Source organism: Streptomyces sp. JK94 (assembly GCF_053613315.1).
Genome location: NZ_JBSICH010000015.1, coordinates 126,960 through 147,554, shown reverse-complemented (window position 1 = coordinate 147,554; position 20,595 = coordinate 126,960). Strand labels below are relative to the sequence as shown.

Genomic DNA, 20,595 nt, shown 5'->3' with positions numbered 1-20,595 from the left:
GACGGTCGGTGCCGGTCCGGATGCGGCGGGAGGCCGTGCGGCGCGGGCGGCCGTCGGGGCGTACGGTCGAAGACATGCGCATTGTCATCGCTGGTGGTCATGGTCAGATCGCGCTGCGGCTGGAGCGGTTGCTCGCCGCGCGTGGTGACGAGGTGTCGGGCATCATCCGTAAGTCCGAGCAGGCGGACGACCTGCGCGAGACCGGCGCCGAACCGGTCGTGCTCGACCTGGAGTCGGCCTCGGTCGAGGAGGTCGCGAAACGGCTGCGGGGCGCCGACGCGGCGGTCTTCGCGGCGGGTGCCGGCCCCGGAAGCGGACTGGCCCGCAAGGACACGGTCGACAAGGGGGCAGCGGTCCTCTTCGCGGACGCCGCGGTCCTGGCCGGTGTACGACGCCTCGTCGTCGTGTCCTCCATGGGAGCCGACCCGCGGCACCAGGGAGACGAGATCTTCGACGTCTACCTGCGCGCCAAGGGCGAGGCCGACGCGTACGTCCGGTCGCTGGACGGGCTCGACTGGACGATCCTGCGCCCCGGACAGCTGGTGGACGACGCCGGCACCGGCCTGGTCCGTCTGGAGGCGCACACCGGCCGCGGTCCCGTCGCACGCGACGACGTGGCCGCCGTCCTGGCGGAACTGATCGACACCCCGGCCACGGCCGGCCTGACCCTGGAGCTGATCGGCGGCTCGGCACCGGTTTCGGTGGCGGTGAAGTCGGTCGCCGGGAACTGAGGACGCGGGGCGCGGCGCGAACGGTCAGAACAGGGGCAGCTGTCCGGGGAAGTCGGGGACGACGTACCCGTCCAGGGACGGTTGCACCGCGCCGAGTTGCGCCGGCCGACGCGAGCCCGCGCAGGAGACGAACTCACTGCTTCCCCGCGCACCGGGCGGATCATGGCGCGCGTACCGCCCCGCGACGACGGCGATCTCACGCCGGCACTCGGGACAGGCTCTGCGACGGGAGGACGAGGCCATGCCACCAGTCTGCCCGGAGACACCGGTCCGCCCGGGACGCACACGTCCTTTCGGCCCCGAACATGACGAAGGACCCCGTGACCTGCTGTTCGGACAGGTCACAGGGCCCTACGTTCCCGTGTGGCGGCGCCAGGATTCGAACCTGGGAAGGCTGAGCCGGCAGATTTACAGTCCGCGCGATCACTTAGCACTGAGCTGCCCATTTCCGCCGTGTGGGAGTTTCCGCCCCACACGTGCCCCACGATGCGCCTGGAAGCGTCGAAACGCGACGGAGGAACTGTGTCCCATGGCCGTTACGCTGGTACGCACCACCTCAGAACGGAGAGTGCTCCGCGAATGGGACCGAAGACGACCAAGGTTTACGAGACGCTTCGGGAGCGGCTCGCGTCCGGCAAGTACACCCCCGGTGACAAGCTCCCGTCGGAGCGCGCGCTGGTCGAAGAACTCGGCATCGGCCGGACGGCGCTGCGGCAGGTACTCGCCCGTCTCGTCAACGAGGGGGCATTGGAGGTACGGGGACGGAGTTCCTACCGCGTGCCGGGTGCGGTGAGTGTCGAACGGCCCGAAGGTGTGGAGCCGTGGCGCATCCATGGTGAGCGCGACCTCTACGACAACCGATGGGTGAAGCTTCAACTCTGGGACGTGGAACCGCCCGGTATGAAGTCGTTCGAACATCACGTGGTGAAGCTGCAACACGTGGCAGTCACCGCCGTCCTGGACGATCAGGACCGCGTGCTCATGATGTGGCGGTACCGCTTCGTGCCCCAACAGTTCGGTTGGGAACTCCCGGGCGGCATCGTCGACGCCGGCGAGGAACCGTCGGACACGGCGCTGCGGGAAGTGATCGAAGAGACCGGTTGGCGCCCGAAGGCGCTGGAACACGTCGTGAGCTATCAACCCATGGTCGGCATGGTCGACTCGCCCCACGAAATCTTCGTCGGCCACGGGGCGGAAAGAGTCGGTGAACCGACCGACCTGGAGGAAGCGGGCCACATCGAATGGGTTCCCCTCGCGGACATTCCGGGGCTCATGGCCCGCGGTGAACTCATGGGGTCCGGCACCCTCGTTGCCTTGCTGCACATCTTGGCCAACCGACGCGCTCAGGGAGTCACAGCCGCGCGCTGAGCATGTCGACGCGACGGCGCTGCCGCACCGAACCGGTGCGGCTCGCCAGTAGCCGCGCCTGCCGCAGATGGGTGTGCGCGTCGTCGTACTCGGCGCGCGTCAGATGGGCGTGCGCCAAGTCTGTGTGCAGTCCGGCGCGCGCCCGGACAAACGACGGGTCCATGTCTTCCAGCGCTCCATAGAGGCTCGTGACCGCGTCGCCGTCGCCGAGCAGGGCGAGCACGTTGCCGTGCCACCGGGCGAGATGGGTGCCGTTCAGGAAGATGCTCAGCATGTCGGGGTCACGGTCGTCCGGCCCCGGCGGGATGCTGGCCAGGGCCGCGTCAAGCGCGCGCCGAGAGTCGTCAGGCATGCCGGCGTAGGCGCACATCTCTGCCTCTGCGGCGTACAGCCACGCCCGCAACCGGGCGGAACCGGACTGGCCGACGGTGCGCCGCGCGTCGCGGACCAGGTCGACACCCAGCGCGGGCCGCCCCGCCTCACAGAGCACGTACGCCTGTTCCGCCATGGCGTGGGCGAGATACATCGGGGCTTCAGCGTCGCGCGCTGCTCGCTTGGCGAGTTCGTAGTGCCTCCACGCCCGTTCGACCGCTCCTGAGTCGATTGCCTGCCACGCTGCGAGGGTCGACGCTCCCGCGAGGGCGAGCGCCACGGGCCGGCGTGCGGCAGGCAGCACCGCGAAGTTAAGCGCGTCTTCCAGCGCGGCAAGGTGGCCCGACATCTGGTCGACCAGCCCGGCCGCGCCTCTCTGCCTGTCCATGGTGCGGAGCAACTCGGTTTGGTCGTTGAACGCCTGGACCATGGACTCACCGACGCTGTCGGCCGCGTCGATCCGGCTGAGTAGTTCGTCGTAGCCGTCGGCGGACGCAGTCACCAACGTCGGTGCTGCGCCTCTTAACTCGCCGTCCGTGACGCCGAGGAGCTGCCGCAGGATGCCCGCGTAGCGGTCCGAGAGCGTGCGCTTCCCGTTCTCCCACTCGGACACGTAGACCCGCAGGCTGGCGGTTGAGGCAACGTCCGTGACGTTCCGCCGGGAGTACTGCTCGATCTCGCGAACCAATCGCTCCTGGGACCAACCGCGCGCCGTCCGCGCGCTTCGAAGTCCTGCGCTCACAGGTCACCGTCCGGCGGTAGATGCCCTCACTGACCCGCCCAGCATGCCGCACATTGCCGCAGGTCAACAGGGGTTAACAGGACGGGCGTTAAGCGCTGTTGGCTACCGACGCCCCTGCCCAAAGCGGTTCCCTGAAGGGGCACCGCAGGGACGGAACGCCACTAAAAATGGCGAACCACCTTGACTCTGGTGCGCACCAGATGCAACCTGTTGGTGCGCACCAGATTCCAGGATCGCTTCCGATTCGCGGTGTGCACGCAACGGGCGACGCGCTTGCGAGTGCGACGCCAAGGGGCCCGGGACAGAGCGGGCCGAGGGCGCACCCGACCCTTGTCATTCGGGAGGGCTTAGACCGAAAGGTCACGTCTCCATACGCCTACAACGGGGTCACGCCGCGCTACCTGACACGGGCGCGGCACCCCAAAGGAGACATGCATGCCGCCCCGGCAACTCAGCCGTGAAGGGCGCGAGATCGAATCTCGCCCGGGGCACTCCGGCCGCTCCACCAGGCCGTGCCGCGCGTCTGGCGCGGTAGATCCCCCCCCAACGGCGCGCGCCCCCGGAGCTGCAACTCCGGGGGCGCTGTACGGGCCGTTTCACCTGCTAGGGAGACCACGACCCATGGACCACATCGTCACTGTTCAGGACGCTGTTACCGCGTTCGCCGACTTCATGGAGCCGACGAACGCGGAGCTGGACACGATCGAGCAGGAGATGCCCGTCATCCTGGCGGACGTCGACCTGCTGGACGCGCACATCGTCACCCTCGACCGCACCCCGACCGAGCTGGACGAGCGCCGCATCCGCCGGGCCCGCCGCCGCGCGCTGGCCGCCCGCGTCGCGCTGCTCAACCGCGCGGCCGGCACGAGCCTTGCCGGGGGTGCCGCGTGAGCGCCACCGAACGGAACCTGACCGCCGCGCACGCCGAGGTCAAGGCGGAGATCGCCCGGACGGACACCAAGACGGCCCTGCTGCTGGCGTTCGTCGGCGCGGTCCTCGCCGGAACCTGGACCGTCGCCCGCGACCTGCCCCTGACCCTGCCCGCCACCATCACGGGCGCCCTCGGTCTGGTGCTGCTGGTCGGCGCGGCCGGTTTGCTGCTGCGGTCGGTGCGCCCGAACCTGAGCGGCCGGCACGGCTTCCCGCTGTGGGCGACGCTCACTGCTGAAAAGATCAGCGCCGCCGTGGCCACTGATCTGGCCGCCGACGTCGCCGGACTGTCCCGGCTGGCGGTCGCCAAGTTCACCTGCCTGCGCCGCGCGGTCGACCTCACCATGACCGGCGGCGCCCTGCTCATCGTCGCCGCCCTGCTCACCGCCGGAAGCGCCCGATGACCGGCGCGAAGCTGACCCGGGTACAGATCGGGGTGCTGGCCGCAGCGTTCGTGCCGATGCTGGCTACGGGCGTGTTCGGCGGGATCGGCACCTACAGCAACATCGGCCACGCCTACGGCAAGGGCACCGCCCTCGGGGCCCTTGCCGCCGGTGAGGGCGCGACCGCCGTGCTCGCCCTGGTTCTGCTCGGGCTGACCATGCTGGGCCAGTCCTCCCCGCGCATCGTCCGGCTCGGGCTGTGGGCGCTGCCGGCCGCCGCCGCCGTGATGGGGGCAATGGCCGCTCCTGATCCGGGCCGCACCGTGATCTACGCCCTGACCCCGATGGGCATGTCCGTCTCGGCCGAGGGCATGGCGTTCCTGGCCCGCAGGATCGTGGTGCACACCGACGGCCGCGACGCCGAGAACGAACGCCGCACCGCCGACTTGGTCCAAGCCCTGGCCTACCACCGGGCCCGAGCCACCCAGCACCCCAGCGACCGGATCAAGAAGTGGTCTGAGCGAAAGTCGTGGCGCCTGGCCCGCAAGGTCGGGGCGGGGGACACCGCGTTGGGATCGAGGCTGCTGGACGTGCAGCGCGACCGCGTCACCGCCGGCGCGGACGCCGCCCTCGCCTCGATGTTCGGCGGCACCGTACTCGATCCCGCACCGGTCACGAATGCACAGGAATCCACCAAGACCGATATGAAACGGTCTATGGCTGACCTGCCGGAATCGACGCCGGACCCGGTGGTGACGCTGACCCGGCTGGCCGTGCCCGATCCGGTCGCGGTCGACCTGGGCAAGTCGACCCCTCCGCTCAAGCCGCTCCCGCCGGTCGACCCCGCTCCTGTCGCCCCGATCGAGAGGCGCGCGGTGGCCGCTGAGTCGACCCGCCCGCGCCGCGCTACCGGCCGTGTCCCGGCGGTGGCGAAGTCGACCCGACCGAAACGGACGCCGGATCAGTTGCTCGCTGAGGCGCGCACGGTGACGGCCGATTGGCCGGACGCGAAGGTGACCGCGGAGGGCATCCGGCGGGCCGTGCGTACGTCTCCGGTGAACGCGCGGGCGCTGCGGGACACCTTGCGGGCGGAGCGCGCCGGAGAAGCGGCGTGAGCGGGCTGCGGATCGGTTCGCTCTGCTCGGGTTACGGCGGTCTGGACATGGCCGTCCAGGCCGTGTTCGGGGGCTCGCTGGCGTGGGTCGCGGACAACGACGCCGGAGCCTGCCGCATCCTCGCCCACCACCACCCGCACGTGCCGAACCTCGGCGACATCACCGCCGCCTGCTGGGACGAGGTGGAGCCGGTCGACGTCGTGACGGGCGGCTACCCGTGCCAGCCGTTCAGCTCCGCCGGCAAGAGGAAGGGAGTCGCTGATGAGCGGCACATCTGGCCCGACATCGCCCGTGCCCTTGGGGTTCTACGACCCCGTCTCGCGGTGTTTGAGAACGTCGCAGGGCACCGATGCGCGGTGGTGCACTCTTCGCGCATCTGACGTGGGAGCGGCTCACCAGCGCAAACGCCTCTTCGTCCTCGCCTGGCCTGCCGACTCCGGCAGCACGGGACTGGAGGGGCGGCGGGCAGCGCGGGCAGCTTCCGACCGCCGTCGGCTCGCTCCTGCCGACCCCGTCGACCTCGGAGAACACCGGCGCCGGACACGCGGCACAGGGCGGGATGAACCTGCGCCACGTCGTCTCGCTGCTGCCCACCCCGCGCGCGTCGGAGAACGAGAACCGGCAGACCCGGCGCAGTCCCTCGCAGGAAGCGGGCACGCACGGCAAGAGCCTGGCCGCCGAGATGGGCTCGCTGCTGCCGACCCCGCGGGCCACGGACGGCTCGAACGGCGCCGTCTCGCGCACGGAAGCAACGGACCGGCGCGTGCAGTCCGGAACGGCAAACCTGCCGGAGGTGGCAGTGAGCGCGTTCCCGACGGACCCGTCGGGTGGGGCGAGTACGGCGAAGCGGTCGCGCGGTGGGAGGCGGTCCTCCAGCGCTCCGCCCCCGGGCCAGTTGACGCTGTGGGACGGCTGAGCCCCGCCTTCGTCGAATGGCTCATGGGCCTGCCCGCCGGGCACGTCACCGACGTCCCCGGCCTGTCCCGCTCCGCACAGCTCAAGGCGCTGGGCAACGGCGTGGTCCCGCAGCAGGCCACGGCCGCGCTGCGCTTCCTCGCCCCCGCCGCCCTCCCCGCCCGCACGGCCGCATGAACCTTCCAGACCCCGAGGAGTAGCCAACCGATGCGTAACGCCGACATCCGCCGCCTGGACCGCGAGATCCTGGCGACGCAGAAGAAGCTGGACGCGGTCCGCCGGGGCGAGTGGTGGCCGCTGAACGGCAGTGAGCGCCGGGCCATGGCCCGCTCGCTGGCCGTCGGCGGCTACAAGGTCGCCCGAGGCCGCAACGCGGGCCGCGAGGAACAGCGCATGGACGCCACCGGCAACAGCGCCGAGATGCGGCTGAACGCGGAGCTGACCGCCCTGCACGGCGAGCGTCAGCGCCTGGTCACCGAGGCTGCCCGCGACAAGGCCAAGAGGAAGTCGTCCGGCTGGTTCTGACCAGCCCACTTCAGTACCGGGGTGGCCGCTCTTTCCACGGACCCGGCCACCCCGGCTCACCCTCCATCCCGCCCCACTGGGGCAGACGGGAGCACTTCCAGCATGTCTGAGAACGTCGTCCACCTCCACAAGGCCACCGATCCCCTTGCCCCCGACACCGCCCCCACGGTGCTGACCGTGGTCCCGGACGCGCCGCCCGCGCGGCCGGTGCCGCTGTGGGTCCGCTCGGGCCGTGCCATCAAGACCGGCGTCACCCACGAGCGGACGAAGACCGTCGTCCGCGCGACGGCCCGGCACGGCCTCTACACCCTGAACGGGGGCCGGATCGTGGCCCGCCGGGCGTGGGACGGTCGCACCGGCTCCCGGTATGAGCGGATGATCCGGGCTGCGGAAGCCGCGGGGAACCTCGAAGCGGCTGAGGAGTGGGAGGAGCGGTTGCAGCGCTTCCGCGCCGCCCGCCACCACCGCCGCATGGACCTGCTCCACTCCCCGGTGGAAGCGGCCAAGGGCGTGGCCGTCGGCGCCGGCATGGGCATCGGTGTCCTGGTCGCCCTCGGAGTCGTCATGGCCATCAACACGGGCCACGTCGGGGACGTGATCACGCCGCTGTCGGCAACAGTCGACTTCATCGCCCTGCTGATCCGCATCGTCCAGGTGGTGTGGGGTCCTGCCCTGTCGATCGGCCCCTTCCTCGCGCTGCTCGCCCTGTGGTCGGTCGGTCGCAAGCAGCACGCCGCCCCCGCCTGGGCCCTGCCCGCGAACGTCCGCAACGCCGAGGGGGAGCCGATCACCCCGTCCATCGTGGTCAAGGCCCTGCGCGACCTCGGCGTGCCCGCCCTGCGCAACGCCATCAAGGAGATGGGCGACGCCGGCGCCTCCATGCTCGGGCCGATCCGGATCGCCGGATGCGGAGTCGAGGTGGACGTGACCCTGCCCTCCGGGGTGTCGACGGTGGAGGTGCAGCACAAGCGGCGCAAGCTCGCCGAGAACCTGACCCGGCACGAGCACGAAGTGTTCATCACCATCCCGACCGCCGCGCGGACGGTGCGGCTGTGGATCGCCGATTCCGGGGCGCTGGACGAGCCGATCGGCCCGTCCCCGCTGGTCACCGACGAGACGCTGACCGCCGACTACGCCAAGGGCAAGGCGCCGTGGGGCCAGGACCTGCGCGGCGATGCGGCCGGCATGAGCGTCTACCAGCGCCACCTGTTGGTCACCGGTCTGTCGAACCAGGGCAAGACGGCCGCGCTGCGGGCACTGGCCCTGTGGCTGTCGCTGGACCGGTCGGTGCAGTTCTGGCTTGCCGACCTCAAGGGCGCCGGCGACTGGCGGCCGTTCGACGGCATCGCGTCCGTCCTCATCCAGGGACCGACCGATGACCACGTCATCCAGGCCACCGAGATGGCAGAGGACGCGGTCACCGAGATGAACCGCCGCCTGGAGATCCGGCAGAAGGACCCGAACGCGAAGTTCCCGCCGCTCATCGTCCTGGTGGACGAAGCGCAGGTGGCGTTCATGTGCCCGGCCAAGGACGATGAGGGCCGCCCCTACGGCGGCAGCAAGGCCACCTCCCGGTACTTCATGGCGGTCCGCAAGATTCACAACCAGGGCCGTGCGGTCGACGTGCTGATGTGGCAGGGCACGCAGGACCCCACCGACCAGAACCTTCCCAAGCTGGTCCGTGAGGGTGCCCACACCCGCGCGTCCCTCGCGCTGGGCACCGAGCAGCAGTCCCGGATGGCGCTGGGGGACAAGGCCGTCAACGGCGGCGCCGCCCCGCACCTGCTCCGACAGGGTCTCGACAAGGGCACCCTGGTCGTTGCCTCCGACGGCATCGCCATTCCCGCCGGGCAGGCGTCCATCACCGTGCGGACGCACTTCATCGACGACGACGCGGCGCAGGCCATCGCCGACCGGGCCAAGGCCCTGCGCGACGGCGTCACAGCCCTGCACGCCATCGAGCACGAAGAGGAGCACGACTCGCTGGCCGACATCGCCGCTGTCATCGGCGACGCGACTCGCGTGCGGACCAAGGACGTGCTCGCCCGGCTCGCCGCGCTCAACACGGCCGCTTACGGCGGCTGGTCGTTCCTCGACCTCAAGCGCGTCCTGGACGACGCCGGCGCCAGCCCGTACAAGTCCGACGGCGTCATGTGCGTCGCCCGCGACCGCGTCGCCCGCGCCCTCGCCGACCGCGACACCGAAGGTTCCGCTTCCGCCGACGGATGACAGGGAGCGCACCACCGACGGGGCAGGGAGGCAGGGAGAACTCCCTGACCGCCTCCCTGCCCCGCCTCGCTGGCCTTGACCTGCACAAATGATCGTCCAGGGAGTCAGGGAGGCACGCAGGTCAGACCCCCGAAACACCCCTCCACAACGCCCCCGACAGGGTGTGCCTCCGCCTCCCTGACCCACGTCCGGAAGGGATTCCGCATGTATCCCGAGAACACCCCGCACGTGCCCGCCCAGCGGGCCGTAGAAGTCCACCACCCCGCCCCATACCCGCCCGCCACCGTCACGCCGGCCCCCGTCGTTCCGGTCCAGCCGGGCACCGTCCCGGCGGTGGCGAGCATCGTCCTGCCCGACGGACGCGTCGTTACCGGCTACGCCATCAACCCCGCACAGCCCGACCCGGCCGCGACCAAGCCGGCCGTGTCGCGCACGGCCGTGAACGTCGCCCTCGGGGGCGTCGGGTTCCTCGCGGTGTGCGGCGGGCTGATCCTGCTCACCTCGTTCATCGCCGCACTCACCGCCTTCATCACCCAACTGATCATCCTGGCGGCCGTGATCTTCGGCGGATGGATCGCCGTGCAGATCTTCAGCGCAAGCGGCCACCAGGGCGGCACGACCGTGAACATCCGCAAGGCCACGTTCAAGCGCAACCACTTCCACGGCTGACACCACAGAAGGAGAACAGTGTTCGACATCCGCATCATCTGCGACCCGGCCGACGAACCCGAGATCACGCAGGCACTGACGGCCGCGTTCGACTGCGACCCCATCGAACGCCGCCCGGCCCGCGACGGGTACCGCGTCCGCCTCTACACCAAGGCGTTCCACCCCGACCCGCCGACGCCGGACAACGGCCCCGACGCCTAGCTACGCCAAGGGCGGCCCCCCCATCTCGCCAAAGATCCGGGGCCGCCCTTGCCAACCAGAACCAACCAAGGAACTGGAGATACCCCAGCATGACGCAACCCATCACCCTCCCGCGAGCCTTAGCGGCGGGAGCTCCCGCCACAGGCGGGATGCGGTTCTACCTGACCACCCACAAACGGCACTGGCTGCGCTGGACCGACGTGCCGCTGTTCCTCAAGGCCGAGCACTTCGACCGCGCGGTCAAATGGGACGTAGCCCAGGGCCCGTACGCGGTCGACTCCGGCGGGTTCATGGAGCTGAAGGGAAAGGGCACCTGGACGCGCCCCCCGCGCCAGTACGTCGACTCGCTGCGCCGCATCTGGGAGCACGTCGGCCCCTACGACTGGGCCGCGCAGCAGGACTGGATGTGCGAGGAAGCCATCATCCACGGCGGTTGGTTCGGCGGGCAGTACTTCGTCGGCACCCACCTCAGCGTCGCCGAACACCAGCGTCGCACGGTCGCCAACTTCCTCGAACTGCGCTCCCTCGCCCCCGACCTGCGGATCGCCCCGGTTCTTCAGGGACGCAGCATCCCGGAGTACGAGCGGTGCGTGGAACTGTTCGAGAACGCCGGAGTCGACCTGCGCCGCGAGCCGGTGGTCGGTTTGGGATCGGTGTGCCGGTTGCAGTCCACCCGCGAGGGCGCCGCGATCGTCACCGCCATGGCCGCGCACGGCTTCCGCCTGCACGGCTTCGGATTCAAGATCCTCGGCCTGGAACGCGTCGGGCACCTACTCGCCTCTGCGGACTCCGCCGCGTGGAGCTCCCACGCGCGGCGCCGCCCGCCCCTGCCCGGGCACACGCACAAGAACTGCGCGAACTGCATCGACTACGCCCTCAACTGGCGCCGCCGCGTGCTGGCCGCCATCCCCACCCACCGCCAGACGATGCTGACCGACGGGAGCGCGGCATGAACGCAACGGCCTACCCCCTGCACACCGCGCTGAGCCTCGCCGCATCCGGCGTGCCCGTGCTGCCCCTGCGCCGCGGCAAGGTGCCGTTCGGCAACTGCACGGCGTGCGCGGACAACGCGTGCGGCGGCCGACCGAACATGAAGGTGCCGGGCCCGTGCCGGTGTGCGGCGCCGTGCCACGGGTGGGCCGCTGCCACCACCGATCCGGCCGTCACCGTCTCGCCCGCATGGTCGGCGGCATGGCGCCGCGCGGTGTGCGTCGCCTACCACCCCGGCGGCGCCGGCCTGACCGTGGTCGACCTGGATGACGCGGACGCCATCGCGTGGGCCCGTGCTGCTCTGCCGGCCACCCGGATGGTGCCGACGACGCGCGGTGAGCACTGGATCTACCGCGGCGCCATGGCGTCGCGGAACGCCGTGCGTCCCGGGGTCGACATCAAGTCGACCATGGCCTACGCCCGATGGCTCGGACCCGGCACCGGCACCATGGCCGCTCTCCCTGACGCTGTGCGCGCCCTGGCAGTAAAGGAGCCGTCCTCCGTCCCCAGGGCGCCACAGGCGCTCCCAGGACTGCTGAGGGGCGGACAGGGGGAGTGCCCGCACCGCACGCCCGCGTTCCTGGAACGGGGCGTCGCCATGGCGGAGCAGCGCATCACGGAGGCGTCCAGCGCGGTGCACGCGACCGTGTACCGGACGTTCCTCGCGGTGCTGTCGAGGCACGGCCGGTGCGGCTGCCTCACCGACACCCACGTTGCCCGGCTGTTCACCGCCGCGCAGGCCAAGGGCGAGACGGCCCGGCACTGCACGGACGCGTGGGCCAACGCCCTGACCGCTTTGGGGATGTGAACCGTGTCCGAGGAGGAGAAGACGCCGGGCCGTGAGGTCATCACCGACTACGCGCAGGCCCATTTCCGCTACTTCCGCACCGTCGACGGCACCGTCTACGCCCAGCGCAACGGCCACCCCGTAGCCCGGCCCATCCGCTCTCAGGGCACCACTGGAAGCCACCGCCAGGAACTCATGGTCGGCCTCTTCCGGGACGGGATCGGCGTATTCAACGGCACCGCCTTGAAGGAGGCACTGGACTTGATCGAAGCACTCGCCCTCTCCCAGGACGTGCAGGCCACCCACATCCGCGTGGCACCCGGCGCGGACGGGGCCACCTGGCTCGACCTCGGCCGCGACGACGGCCAGTCCGTGCGCATCCACCCCACCGGCTGGACCATCGCCATCCCCGATCCCGCAGAGGTCTGCTGGCGGCGCACCCAGCTCACCGGCGAACTGCCCCTCCCGATCGCAGACACGGGCGGGCAGGGCATCGACGCCCTGCTGAGGCTGACCAACTTCGCCACCCCGGACACCGAATGCCTGGCGCTGGCCTGGCTCGTCGGCTGCCTGGAACCGGGCGTCCCCGTCCCCGCGCCGTTCCTCACCGGCCCCCAGGGCGCCGGCAAGTCCACCGCCGGCCGCATGCTCGTGCGCATCATCGAGGGCATGAGCGGCGACCTGCGCCGCGCGCCCAAGGACGAGGAGAGCCTGATCACCGCCGTGGCGGCAGGCTGGATCACCGCCCTGGACAACCTCTCTCACCTGGCCCCCGACCTGTCCGACCTGATGTGCTGCATCGTCACCGGAGCCGAGTCCATCAAGCGCGCCCTGTTCAGCGACGGCGACGTGTACCGCTCCCGCTACCGCCGCCCCCTCCTCCTGACCGGCATCGACGTCGGCGTCATCCGCCCCGACCTCGCCGAACGCCTCCTGCCCCTGCGCCTGGAACGCCCGAAGGTGCGGCGCACCGAAGCGGAACTGTGGGCCGACTTCACCAGCGCCCTGCCCGTCATCCTCGGCTCACTCCTCGACCTCACCGTCAAGGTCCGCGCCGCCACCGCCCCCACACCCACCGACCTGCGCATGGCCGACTTCGCCCACCTGTGCGCGCAGTTCGACACGGCCACCGGCCTTGCCTCACTGCCCGCCTACCGGGCCAGCCTCGATGAACTCAATGACGACGTGATCGAGGGCGACCTGTTGGCACAGACCGTCCTGCACCACGCCGCCGGACTCGAACCGGGCGCAGAGCAGCGCATGACCTCCTCCGAGTGGCTGGACTGCCTCAGCCGCCTCCACAGCGGAGAGGACTGCCGTCCCCTGCCCAAGGGCTGGCCCACCACCGGCAAAGTCCTCTCCGACCGGCTCAAGCGCCTCCAGCCCACCTTCGCCTCCCGGGGCGTCGTCATCGACTGGGGACGCACCCGCGTCGCCCGCTATATCTCCATGACCCGCCCCGTGCCCGAGCCCTTGCACGAACAGGGCTCCCTGCACTGACAGCGCGTGCTCGGCTGCACGACAAGCAAGAGGAGCACCCGCCGCCCTGGTGCTCCTCTTGCTGTTCGGCGACAGCCGCCCCACGAACGCGCCGCGAAGCGGCTCCTTCTTTCAACACCGCAGCCGCACCACAAACAGAAACCACCCCCTCTCTTGTCCTAAGAGAGAGCCCCTGCGTCACCACGTCACCCGTCACCACCATGACGGCCCCTGACCTGCTTAAACGAGCGTGACACAGACACCCGAAACCCGCGTCACACCACGTCACCCGCGTCACAGCCCCGTGACACACGCACCCGGCCGTGACAGACACCCGACACCGCCGAGTCACACAAACCCACAGGTCACAGACCCGCATGACGCGTTTGACGCAGTGACGCAGAAATCCGCACCTCGGACACACCACCACCCCGAGATCACCAGACCGAGGAGTAGCAACGATGGCCCGCCCCAAGATGCTCAAGCTTCCCGAAGTCCTCGAAGAGATCGAGATGAGCCGCGCCGCCTTCTACCGCATGCGCGCACGTGGCAAGGCCCCCAAGCTCATCAAACTTCCGAACGGGCACATCCGGTGCCGCCGCAGCGACCTTGACGCGTGGTGGGCCACGCACGAAATCGCAGCCTGATCCCCTGACCGCAACGACGGGGCCCCGCCATGGCGGGGCCCCTTTCGCAGGAAGGCCCCGATGGGCAAGACGTACGACGTTCGAATCTGGTCCATCCGGCAACGGAAGGACCGTGGACAGACCTCTGCGGAATTGCGCTGGAAGACGGGCGACACTCCGCACTCTCAGACTTTCCGCACCAAGACACTGGCAGAGGGCCGCCGCGCCGAACTGCTGCGGGCGGCTCACGCCGGCGAGCCCTTCGACGAGACCACCGGGGTGCCGCTCTCCGAGTTGCGACAGCGCAACGACGTCAGTTGGTACCAGCACGCCCGCGAGTACATCGAGATGAAGTGGCAGCACTCCCCCGGCTCCACACGCCGGACGCTCGCGGAAGCCATGGCAACCGTTACGCCCGCTCTCGTCAGGGACACCAAGGGCATGGCTGATGCCCAAACGGTACGGACGGCCCTTTATAGCTGGGCATTCAACGTGAGCCGCCGTGGCCAGGAACCGCCGGACGACGTGACCGCCGTGCTGGCATGGTTCGAGCGGAAGTCCCTGCTCACGTCCGCGCTGGCCGACCGTATGCAGGTACGCGCCGCCCTGGATGCGCTGACCAAGAAGCTGGACGGCACCACGGCGGCGGCGGCGACCATCCGCCGGAAGCGGGCAATCTTCCACAACGCACTCGGCTACGCCGTTGACGCCGGACGACTGACGGACAACCCCCTGCCACAGGTGCAGTGGAAGTCTCCGGAGCAGGTAGCGGAGGAACTGGACCCCGCCTCAGTGCCCGACCCCCGGCAGGCTCTCGCGCTGCTCGATGCCGTGCGCACGCAGAGCCCCCGTGGGCGGCGCCTGGTCGCGTTCTTCGGGTGCATGTACTACGCGGCGGCGCGGCCGGCGGAGGTTATCGGGCTCCGTCTTCAGGACTGCGACCTGCCCCGGCGAGGGTGGGGCACACTGCGACTTCGAGAAACCCGCCCGCGCTCGGGGTCGGCCTGGACGGACAGCGGTAAGGCGCACGACCGGCGAGGGCTCAAACACCGGCCCCGAAAGGCAGTCCGCACCGTGCCGATCCCGCCCGACCTCGTGAGCCTGCTGCGGTGGCACGTCACGGCGTACGGCGTTGCCCCCGACGGACGGCTGTTCCGGACGCAGCGCGGCGGGCTCATCCAGGACACCGGATACGGCGAGGTGTGGGCAGAGGCCCGCGCGCGAGCCCTCACACCCACTCAGCGCGCGTCGCTGCTGGCGAAGCGTCCCTATGATCTTCGCCACGCCGCCGTGTCCACGTGGCTCAGTTCCGGGGTGGAACCGCAGGAGGTAGCCGCGCGCGCCGGCCACAGCGTGGCCGTGCTGTTCCGGGTGTACGCGAAGTGCCTGGATGGCGGCGCCGCCACGGCGAACGCCCGGATCGAGCGGGCACTGAAGAACGGCAGCTAGGAGGGCCGGAAGCTGCCCCACGCCTGCCCCACACGGACTGGTCAGCACCCGAATCAGGGTGAGACACACTGGGAAAAAGCACCCACAACGATCAGGCTGAGCCCGTGAACGGCGAAAGGGTCTGCGATCAGCATTGCTGCTGGTCACAGACCCTTTCGGTCGTGTGGCGGCGCCAGGATTCGAACCTGGGAAGGCTGAGCCGGCAGATTTACAGTCTGCTCCCTTTGGCCGCTCGGGCACACCGCCGGGGTTCGCTGCCCTTCGAACCGCCTTTCGGTGGCCTCCGTGGCAACGACGTAAACAATACCCGATGTGGAGGGGTGCTTCGCCACCTGATTGATCGCCGCCCGGGAGACGGCGGGTGGCTAGTCTTGTCCGGATGCGGCCGAGGACCCCTGCCGGGCCCGGCGGCCGCCGACGTATGACGGTACGGACCCGATACGCGGCCCGACACGCACCAGATACAAGGAGCCACAGGACATGGCCGACTCCAGTTTCGACATCGTCTCGAAGGTCGAGCGGCAGGAGGTCGACAACGCCCTCAACCAGGCCGCCAAGGAGCTCTCGCAGCGCTACGACTTCAAGGGCGTGGGCGCCTCGATCTCCTGGTCCGGGGACAAGATCCTCATGGAGGCCAACTCCGAGGACCGGGTGACCGCCGTCCTCGACGTCTTCCAGTCCAAGCTGATCAAGCGCGGCATCTCGCTGAAGGCTCTGGACGCCGGTGAGCCCCAGCTCTCCGGCAAGGACTACAAGATCTTCGCGTCGATCGAGGAGGGCATTTCCCAGGAGAACGCGAAGAAGGTCGCCAAGCTCATCCGCGACGAGGGCCCCAAGGGTGTGAAGGCCCAGGTGCAGGGTGAGGAGCTGCGAGTCACCTCCAAGAGCCGGGACGACCTGCAGACCGTGATCGCCCTGCTGAAGAACCAGGACTTCGACTTCGCGCTGCAGTTCGTGAACTACCGGTGACCTGCTGATCCGACGCACGGCGACGTGCAGACCCCGTGCACGGGGAAGGGTGGGTGCCGCCCTCGGGCGCCCGCCCTTGCGTCTGCCTTTCGTCTGCCGGCTCCACGATCACATCGTCGGCCCGACGCTGCGGACGGGCCGTCGGCCGATCGCGGTACCGCCGCGGTCAGTCGCGCGAGTTGCCGAACAGGAGCCGGTAGGCGATCAGGAGCACCAGGGAACCGCCGATCGCCGCCGCCCACGTGGCACCGTCGTAGAAGTCCTTACTGACCGGATGGTCCAGCCAGCGGGCCGATATCCAGCCGCCGATGAACGCGCCCGCGATGCCGATGAGCGTCGTGCCGACGAGTCCTCCCGGGTCACGGCCCGGCAACAGGAACTTGGCGACGGCTCCGGCCAACAGTCCCAAAATGATCCAGCTGATGATCGTCATGCCGTGATCCTGCCCTTCCTCGCTGTGCCCGCGCGGTCCCGTCCGTGGGCTCGTTCCTCCGCGTGCGTTCACGTCTTCCGTTCACGTCTTCCTGGTGAGGAGGACGTTCCGCATGCTCCCCATGGTTGCGCTGGTCAGTAGGGTGCGACGCATGGCACCTGCGGGTTCGGAGCTGCGACGCACCCTCGGCGTGGGCGACGCCGTGATCGTGGGACTCGGTTCGATGCTCGGCGCCGGCATCTTCATGGCCCTCGCACCCGCGGCCCGCGCAGCCGGATCGGGACTCCTCCTCGGCCTCGCGTTGGCTGCCCTTGTCGCCTTCTGCAACGCCACGTCGTCGGCGCGGCTCGCCGCCCGTTGTCCGGCATCGGGCGGCACGTACGTCTACGGGCGCGAGCGGCTCGGGGAGTTCTGGGGGTACCTCGCGGGCTGGTCGTTCATCGTCGGCAAGACGGCCTCCTGTGCTGCCATGGCGCTCACCGTGGGAACGTACGTCTGGCCGGAGCAGGCACGCATGGTGGCCATCGCGTCCGTGGTGGCGCTGACCGCGGTGAACTATGCCGGAATTCAGAAGTCCGCCTGGCTGACGCGGGCGATCGTGGCGGTGGTCCTGGTGGTCCTCGCTTCCGTGGTGGCGGTATGTCTCGGGTCGGGCCGCTCCGACGCCGGACGTCTGGACATCGGGGTGTCGGGCGGCACGGGCGGTATTCTGCAGGCGGCCGGCCTGCTGTTCTTCGCCTTCGCGGGATACGCGCGCATCGCGACTCTCGCCGAGGAGGTGCGGGATCCCGAGCGCACCATCCCCCGCGCGATACCGCTGGCCCTGGGCATCACGCTGGCGGCGTACGGATGTGTGGCGGTGGCTGTCCTTTCCGTGCTGGGCCCGGGCGGCCTCGGGCGGGCGACGGCGCCGCTGGCCGACGCAGTACGGGCGGCCGGCCTGCCGGGTCTGGCGCCCGTCGTGCGGGGCGGCGCCGCCGTGGCCGCGCTGGGCTCCCTCCTGGCACTGATCCTCGGTGTCTCACGGACGACACTGGCCATGGCCCGCGACCGTCACCTTCCCGGAGCGCTGGCCGCGGTGCATCCGCGCTTCCAGGTACCGCACCGGGCGGAGCTGGCCGTGGGCGCGGTGGTCGCGGTCCTGGCGGCCACGGTGGATGTGCGCGGCGCGATCGGCTTCTCCTCCTTCGGTGTGCTGACGTACTACGCCGTGGCCAACGCCTCGGCCTGGACCCTCGACCCGGCCAGGGTGTCGCGGGTCGTACCGGCGCTGGGCCTGACCGGGTGCCTTGTGCTCGCGTTCTCCCTTCCGGTGGGTTCGGTGATCGTGGGCGTGGGTGTGGTGGCCATGGGCGCGGTCGCGTATGTGGGCGTGCGGGGGCGGGAGGGAGGACTCTCGCGGTAGGCGTCGGGGGGAGGGGGAACTCTCGCGGTAGGTGCCGGCAGGGGCCTCGGCCGGCGCCGGCGGGGCTGCGGTTGGCCCTCCGGCGGGGCTTCGGCTCGCCCGGCGGGTCGGGCTTCGGTTTGTCGGGGGAGCTTCGGCTCGCCCGGCGGGGGGAGGTTCTCGGTGGCGTGGGAAGCCGGGTGGTCGAGGCCGCCAGGGGGCCGGGCGGGAAGGAAGGCGCGGCCGCCAGCTAGGTCGTTCGGGGTTGCCGTAACCCGCTCAGGACGCCCGTGCGGGTGCAGCGTCCGCCGCCTCTGGACCGCTGCTCGCCGTACGTATGGGGAAATCGGTCCACGGGGCCAGCTCCACTCCCTCATTGGCCTCCTCGTACCAACCCGTGCCGTCGACCCAGGCTCGCAGCCAGTCCGTCAGGCTCGGGGCGTCGACGAACCAGGCGTGGTCCGCGTCACCGGCATTGGGTTCGAAGAGCAGGACGGTGGCCTGCGGGGAGCGGCAGTCCACGCACGCGTACATCGCGCATCCCCAGTGGGATATCGGAAGCACGCCCTCGGGCCAGGGCCACTCGGGGTCTTTCAGGCCGTCTTCGCGGTTGGCGAGGTACTGGGCGACGGCGGCCGGCTCGCCGGAGGGCGGACTGTCGAGCAGGGGCAGCAACCCGTACTCCGGGCCGAAACCACCGTCCCCCATCCGCAGGTAGAGGTCGGACAGCAGCGAGGGCAGTGGGAAGCCCAGGACGGCTTCCGCACGGGCCGGCGTCGTCCCGTCGACGGGGGCTGACGGGGAAGTCCAGCCCCAGGGACGGGCGCTGCCTGCCTTGGCGGCGACTTGTGCCAGCAACTGCTCGATCTCGGTCATGCGTTCATGATGCAGGCCGCCACTGACATCCGAGCGGGCCTGTGGACAACCCCGCGACTGTGGAGAACGGCTGCTACCAGTCGGTCCTCTGCGTGGTGCCGGTGGCCGTGAACGGCTGGTCCGTTCGCACGATTTCGCGTCCCAGGGGGAGGAGCGAGACGGGGATCAGCTTGAAGTTGGCGATACCGAGGGGGATCCCGATGATCGTGACGCACAAGGCGATACCGGTGACGATGTGCCCGATGGCGAGCCACCAGCCGGCGAGGAGAAGCCAGAGCACGTTGCCGATGCACGAGGGCGCCCCCGCGTCGCTGCGTTCGACCGCCGTGTAGCCGAAGGGCCACAGGGCATAGACGCCGATACGGAAGGCCGCGATGCCGAACGGGATTCCGACGACCGTTATGCAGAGCAGGACGCCCGCGAGCAGGTAGGCGAGGAACAGCCAGAAGCCGCTGAGGACGAGCCAAATGACGTTGAGGATGGTCTTCATCGCTGTCGACCTGCCATCTTTTCGAGTCGGGCGATCCGCTCCGCCATCGGCGGATGGGTGGAGAACATCTTCGAGAGTCCCTGCCCCGGGCGGAACGGGTTGGCGATCATCATGTGGCTGGCGGTCTCGATCCGGGGCTCGGGGGGCAGCGGCAGCTGCTTCGTGCCCGTCTCGAGCTTGCGCAAGGCGCCGGCGAGGGCGATCGGGTCGCCGGTGAGCTGGGCGCCGGAGGCGTCGGCCTCGTACTCCCTGGAGCGGCTGATCGCCAGTTGGATGACGGTGGCGGCGAGCGGACCGAGGATCATGATGAGGAGCATGCCCAGCAGACCCGGTCCGTCATCGTCGTTGGACCGGCCGATGGGGATCAGCCAGGCGAAGTTGACCAGGAACATGATCACGGAGGCCAGGGCGCCGGCGACGGACGAGATCAGGATGTCGCGGTTGTAGACGTGACTGAGCTCGTGGCCGATGACGCCGCGCAGCTCGCGCTCGTCGAGCAGGCGCATGATGCCCTCGGTGCAGCACACGGCCGCGTTGCGCGGGTTGCGGCCGGTCGCGAAGGCGTTCGGCGCCTCCGTCGGCGAGATGTACAGGCGGGGCATGGGCTGGCGGGCCTGGGTGGAGAGCTCGCGGACCATCCGGTAGAGCCCCGGAGCCTCGAACTCGCTGACGGGGCGGGCACGCATCGCGCGCAGCGCGAGCTTGTCGCTGTTCCAGTACGCGTACGCGTTCGTGCCCAGGGCGACGAGGACCGCGACGACGAGCCCTGCTCGGCCGAAGAAACTGCCGATGACAATGATGAGCGCGGACAGTCCCCCGAGGAGGACTGCCGTCCTGAGCCCGTTGTGCCGGCGGTGCACGGTACGCCCTCCAAGTGGTGCAGCAGGGGAACCCTTTGCTTGCAGCTGTCGCTCGCTGTGGTTGCTTCCCGT

Annotated in this window: 25 protein-coding genes and 2 tRNA genes; 19 read left to right on the top strand and 8 right to left on the bottom strand. The window is 70.1% G+C overall.

The window, feature by feature from the left end:
• Positions 1–74: 74 nt before the first annotated feature.
• Positions 75–731: an SDR family oxidoreductase gene (locus ACVV2G_RS15175; RefSeq protein ID WP_453843220.1), complete on the top strand. Its 657-nt coding sequence runs from the start codon at positions 75–77 to the stop codon at positions 729–731.
• 24 nt (positions 732–755) lie between these two features.
• Here ACVV2G_RS15175 and ACVV2G_RS15170 read toward each other — a convergent pair whose 3' ends face one another.
• Together ACVV2G_RS15170 and ACVV2G_RS15165 are read right to left on the bottom strand one after the other, a co-directional pair.
• On the bottom strand, positions 756–974 hold the full coding sequence (locus tag ACVV2G_RS15170) for a hypothetical protein (protein ID WP_453843219.1): 219 nt from the start codon (positions 972–974) through the stop codon (positions 756–758).
• A 121-nt stretch (positions 975–1,095) separates the two neighbouring features.
• Positions 1,096–1,174, bottom strand: a tRNA-Tyr gene (locus tag ACVV2G_RS15165).
• 136 nt (positions 1,175–1,310) lie between these two features.
• Here ACVV2G_RS15165 and ACVV2G_RS15160 point away from each other — a divergent pair.
• Positions 1,311–2,099 (top strand): GntR family transcriptional regulator, encoded by a 789-nt coding sequence (locus ACVV2G_RS15160; protein ID WP_453843218.1) that lies wholly within the window; start codon positions 1,311–1,313, stop codon positions 2,097–2,099.
• On the opposite strand, the gene ACVV2G_RS15155 is transcribed toward ACVV2G_RS15160, so the two are convergent.
• The gene (locus ACVV2G_RS15155; RefSeq protein ID WP_487248110.1) at positions 2,083–3,213 is read right to left on the bottom strand and encodes a helix-turn-helix transcriptional regulator; all 1,131 of its coding nucleotides are present in this window, start codon (positions 3,211–3,213) and stop codon (positions 2,083–2,085) included. The genes ACVV2G_RS15160 and ACVV2G_RS15155 overlap by 17 nt on opposite strands.
• A gap of 621 nt (positions 3,214–3,834) precedes the next feature.
• On the opposite strand from ACVV2G_RS15155, the gene ACVV2G_RS15150 reads away from it, so the two are divergent.
• From ACVV2G_RS15150 to ACVV2G_RS15080, 15 genes are all read left to right on the top strand, one after another.
• Positions 3,835–4,104, top strand: a complete 270-nt coding sequence (locus ACVV2G_RS15150) for a DUF6284 family protein (protein WP_453843216.1) — start codon at positions 3,835–3,837, stop codon at positions 4,102–4,104.
• Entirely contained in the window at positions 4,101–4,547 is a 447-nt protein-coding gene (locus ACVV2G_RS15145; protein ID WP_453843215.1) for a Pycsar system effector family protein, read from the top strand. Before ACVV2G_RS15150 ends, ACVV2G_RS15145 begins: the two co-directional genes overlap by 4 nt.
• Positions 4,544–5,641 (top strand): conjugal transfer protein, encoded by a 1,098-nt coding sequence (locus ACVV2G_RS15140; RefSeq protein ID WP_453843214.1) that lies wholly within the window; start codon positions 4,544–4,546, stop codon positions 5,639–5,641. The genes ACVV2G_RS15145 and ACVV2G_RS15140 overlap by 4 nt, the downstream gene beginning before the upstream one ends.
• Positions 5,638–6,021, top strand: coding sequence for a DNA cytosine methyltransferase (locus ACVV2G_RS15135; RefSeq protein ID WP_453843213.1), 384 nt, complete (start codon positions 5,638–5,640; stop codon positions 6,019–6,021). Before ACVV2G_RS15140 ends, ACVV2G_RS15135 begins: the two co-directional genes overlap by 4 nt.
• A gap of 179 nt (positions 6,022–6,200) precedes the next feature.
• Entirely contained in the window at positions 6,201–6,557 is a 357-nt protein-coding gene (locus ACVV2G_RS15130; RefSeq protein WP_453843212.1) for a hypothetical protein, read from the top strand.
• Positions 6,545–6,733, top strand: coding sequence for a hypothetical protein (locus tag ACVV2G_RS15125; protein ID WP_224227776.1), 189 nt, complete (start codon positions 6,545–6,547; stop codon positions 6,731–6,733). Before ACVV2G_RS15130 ends, ACVV2G_RS15125 begins: the two co-directional genes overlap by 13 nt.
• 30 nt (positions 6,734–6,763) lie before the next feature.
• The gene (locus ACVV2G_RS15120; RefSeq protein WP_453843211.1) at positions 6,764–7,081 is read left to right on the top strand and encodes a hypothetical protein; all 318 of its coding nucleotides are present in this window, start codon (positions 6,764–6,766) and stop codon (positions 7,079–7,081) included.
• A gap of 102 nt (positions 7,082–7,183) precedes the next feature.
• On the top strand, positions 7,184–9,310 hold the full coding sequence (locus ACVV2G_RS15115; RefSeq protein WP_453843210.1) for an ATP-binding protein: 2,127 nt from the start codon (positions 7,184–7,186) through the stop codon (positions 9,308–9,310).
• A 204-nt stretch (positions 9,311–9,514) separates the two neighbouring features.
• Complete coding sequence (locus ACVV2G_RS15110; RefSeq protein WP_453843209.1) at positions 9,515–9,979, top strand: hypothetical protein; 465 nt, start codon at positions 9,515–9,517, stop codon at positions 9,977–9,979.
• 18 nt (positions 9,980–9,997) lie between these two features.
• The gene (locus ACVV2G_RS15105; protein ID WP_453843208.1) at positions 9,998–10,180 is read left to right on the top strand and encodes a hypothetical protein; all 183 of its coding nucleotides are present in this window, start codon (positions 9,998–10,000) and stop codon (positions 10,178–10,180) included.
• 149 nt (positions 10,181–10,329) lie between these two features.
• On the top strand, positions 10,330–11,133 hold the full coding sequence (locus tag ACVV2G_RS15100; RefSeq protein WP_453843207.1) for a deazapurine DNA modification protein DpdA family protein: 804 nt from the start codon (positions 10,330–10,332) through the stop codon (positions 11,131–11,133).
• A complete protein-coding gene (locus tag ACVV2G_RS15095; protein WP_453843206.1) occupies positions 11,130–11,978 on the top strand; it encodes a bifunctional DNA primase/polymerase in 849 nt (282 codons plus the stop codon). The genes ACVV2G_RS15100 and ACVV2G_RS15095 overlap by 4 nt, the downstream gene beginning before the upstream one ends.
• 3 nt (positions 11,979–11,981) lie before the next feature.
• Positions 11,982–13,457 carry an ATP-binding protein gene (locus ACVV2G_RS15090; protein ID WP_453843205.1) on the top strand — a complete coding sequence of 492 codons (1,476 nt, stop codon included), beginning with the start codon at positions 11,982–11,984 and terminating at the stop codon, positions 13,455–13,457.
• A gap of 440 nt (positions 13,458–13,897) precedes the next feature.
• Complete coding sequence (locus ACVV2G_RS15085) at positions 13,898–14,083, top strand: helix-turn-helix transcriptional regulator (RefSeq protein ID WP_308884014.1); 186 nt, start codon at positions 13,898–13,900, stop codon at positions 14,081–14,083.
• Between the two features lie 60 nt (positions 14,084–14,143).
• Complete coding sequence (locus ACVV2G_RS15080) at positions 14,144–15,511, top strand: tyrosine-type recombinase/integrase (RefSeq protein ID WP_453843204.1); 1,368 nt, start codon at positions 14,144–14,146, stop codon at positions 15,509–15,511.
• 164 nt (positions 15,512–15,675) lie between these two features.
• Here ACVV2G_RS15080 and ACVV2G_RS15075 read toward each other — a convergent pair.
• Positions 15,676–15,757, bottom strand: a tRNA-Tyr gene (locus tag ACVV2G_RS15075).
• Positions 15,758–15,991: 234 nt separating this feature from the next.
• On the opposite strand from ACVV2G_RS15075, the gene ACVV2G_RS15070 reads away from it, so the two are divergent.
• Positions 15,992–16,480 (top strand): YajQ family cyclic di-GMP-binding protein, encoded by a 489-nt coding sequence (locus tag ACVV2G_RS15070; RefSeq protein WP_453843203.1) that lies wholly within the window; start codon positions 15,992–15,994, stop codon positions 16,478–16,480.
• A 166-nt stretch (positions 16,481–16,646) separates the two neighbouring features.
• Here ACVV2G_RS15070 and ACVV2G_RS15065 read toward each other — a convergent pair whose 3' ends face one another.
• Complete coding sequence (locus tag ACVV2G_RS15065; RefSeq protein WP_453843202.1) at positions 16,647–16,913, bottom strand: GlsB/YeaQ/YmgE family stress response membrane protein; 267 nt, start codon at positions 16,911–16,913, stop codon at positions 16,647–16,649.
• 151 nt (positions 16,914–17,064) lie between these two features.
• Here ACVV2G_RS15065 and ACVV2G_RS15060 point away from each other — a divergent pair, with 151 nt between their 5' ends.
• Positions 17,065–18,318: an APC family permease gene (locus ACVV2G_RS15060; RefSeq protein WP_453843201.1), complete on the top strand. Its 1,254-nt coding sequence runs from the start codon at positions 17,065–17,067 to the stop codon at positions 18,316–18,318.
• Positions 18,319–18,576: 258 nt separating this feature from the next.
• Here ACVV2G_RS15060 and ACVV2G_RS15055 read toward each other — a convergent pair whose 3' ends face one another.
• The 3 genes from ACVV2G_RS15055 to htpX all read right to left on the bottom strand — a co-directional run bounded on the left by ACVV2G_RS15055 (position 18,577) and on the right by htpX (position 20,523).
• On the bottom strand, positions 18,577–19,173 hold the full coding sequence (locus ACVV2G_RS15055; protein ID WP_453843200.1) for an SMI1/KNR4 family protein: 597 nt from the start codon (positions 19,171–19,173) through the stop codon (positions 18,577–18,579).
• Between the two features lie 73 nt (positions 19,174–19,246).
• Positions 19,247–19,663, bottom strand: coding sequence for a YccF domain-containing protein (locus ACVV2G_RS15050; RefSeq protein WP_453843199.1), 417 nt, complete (start codon positions 19,661–19,663; stop codon positions 19,247–19,249).
• Positions 19,660–20,523: a zinc metalloprotease HtpX gene (htpX, locus tag ACVV2G_RS15045; protein WP_453843198.1), complete on the bottom strand. Its 864-nt coding sequence runs from the start codon at positions 20,521–20,523 to the stop codon at positions 19,660–19,662. The genes ACVV2G_RS15050 and htpX overlap by 4 nt, the downstream gene beginning before the upstream one ends.
• Positions 20,524–20,595: the final 72 nt, after the last annotated feature.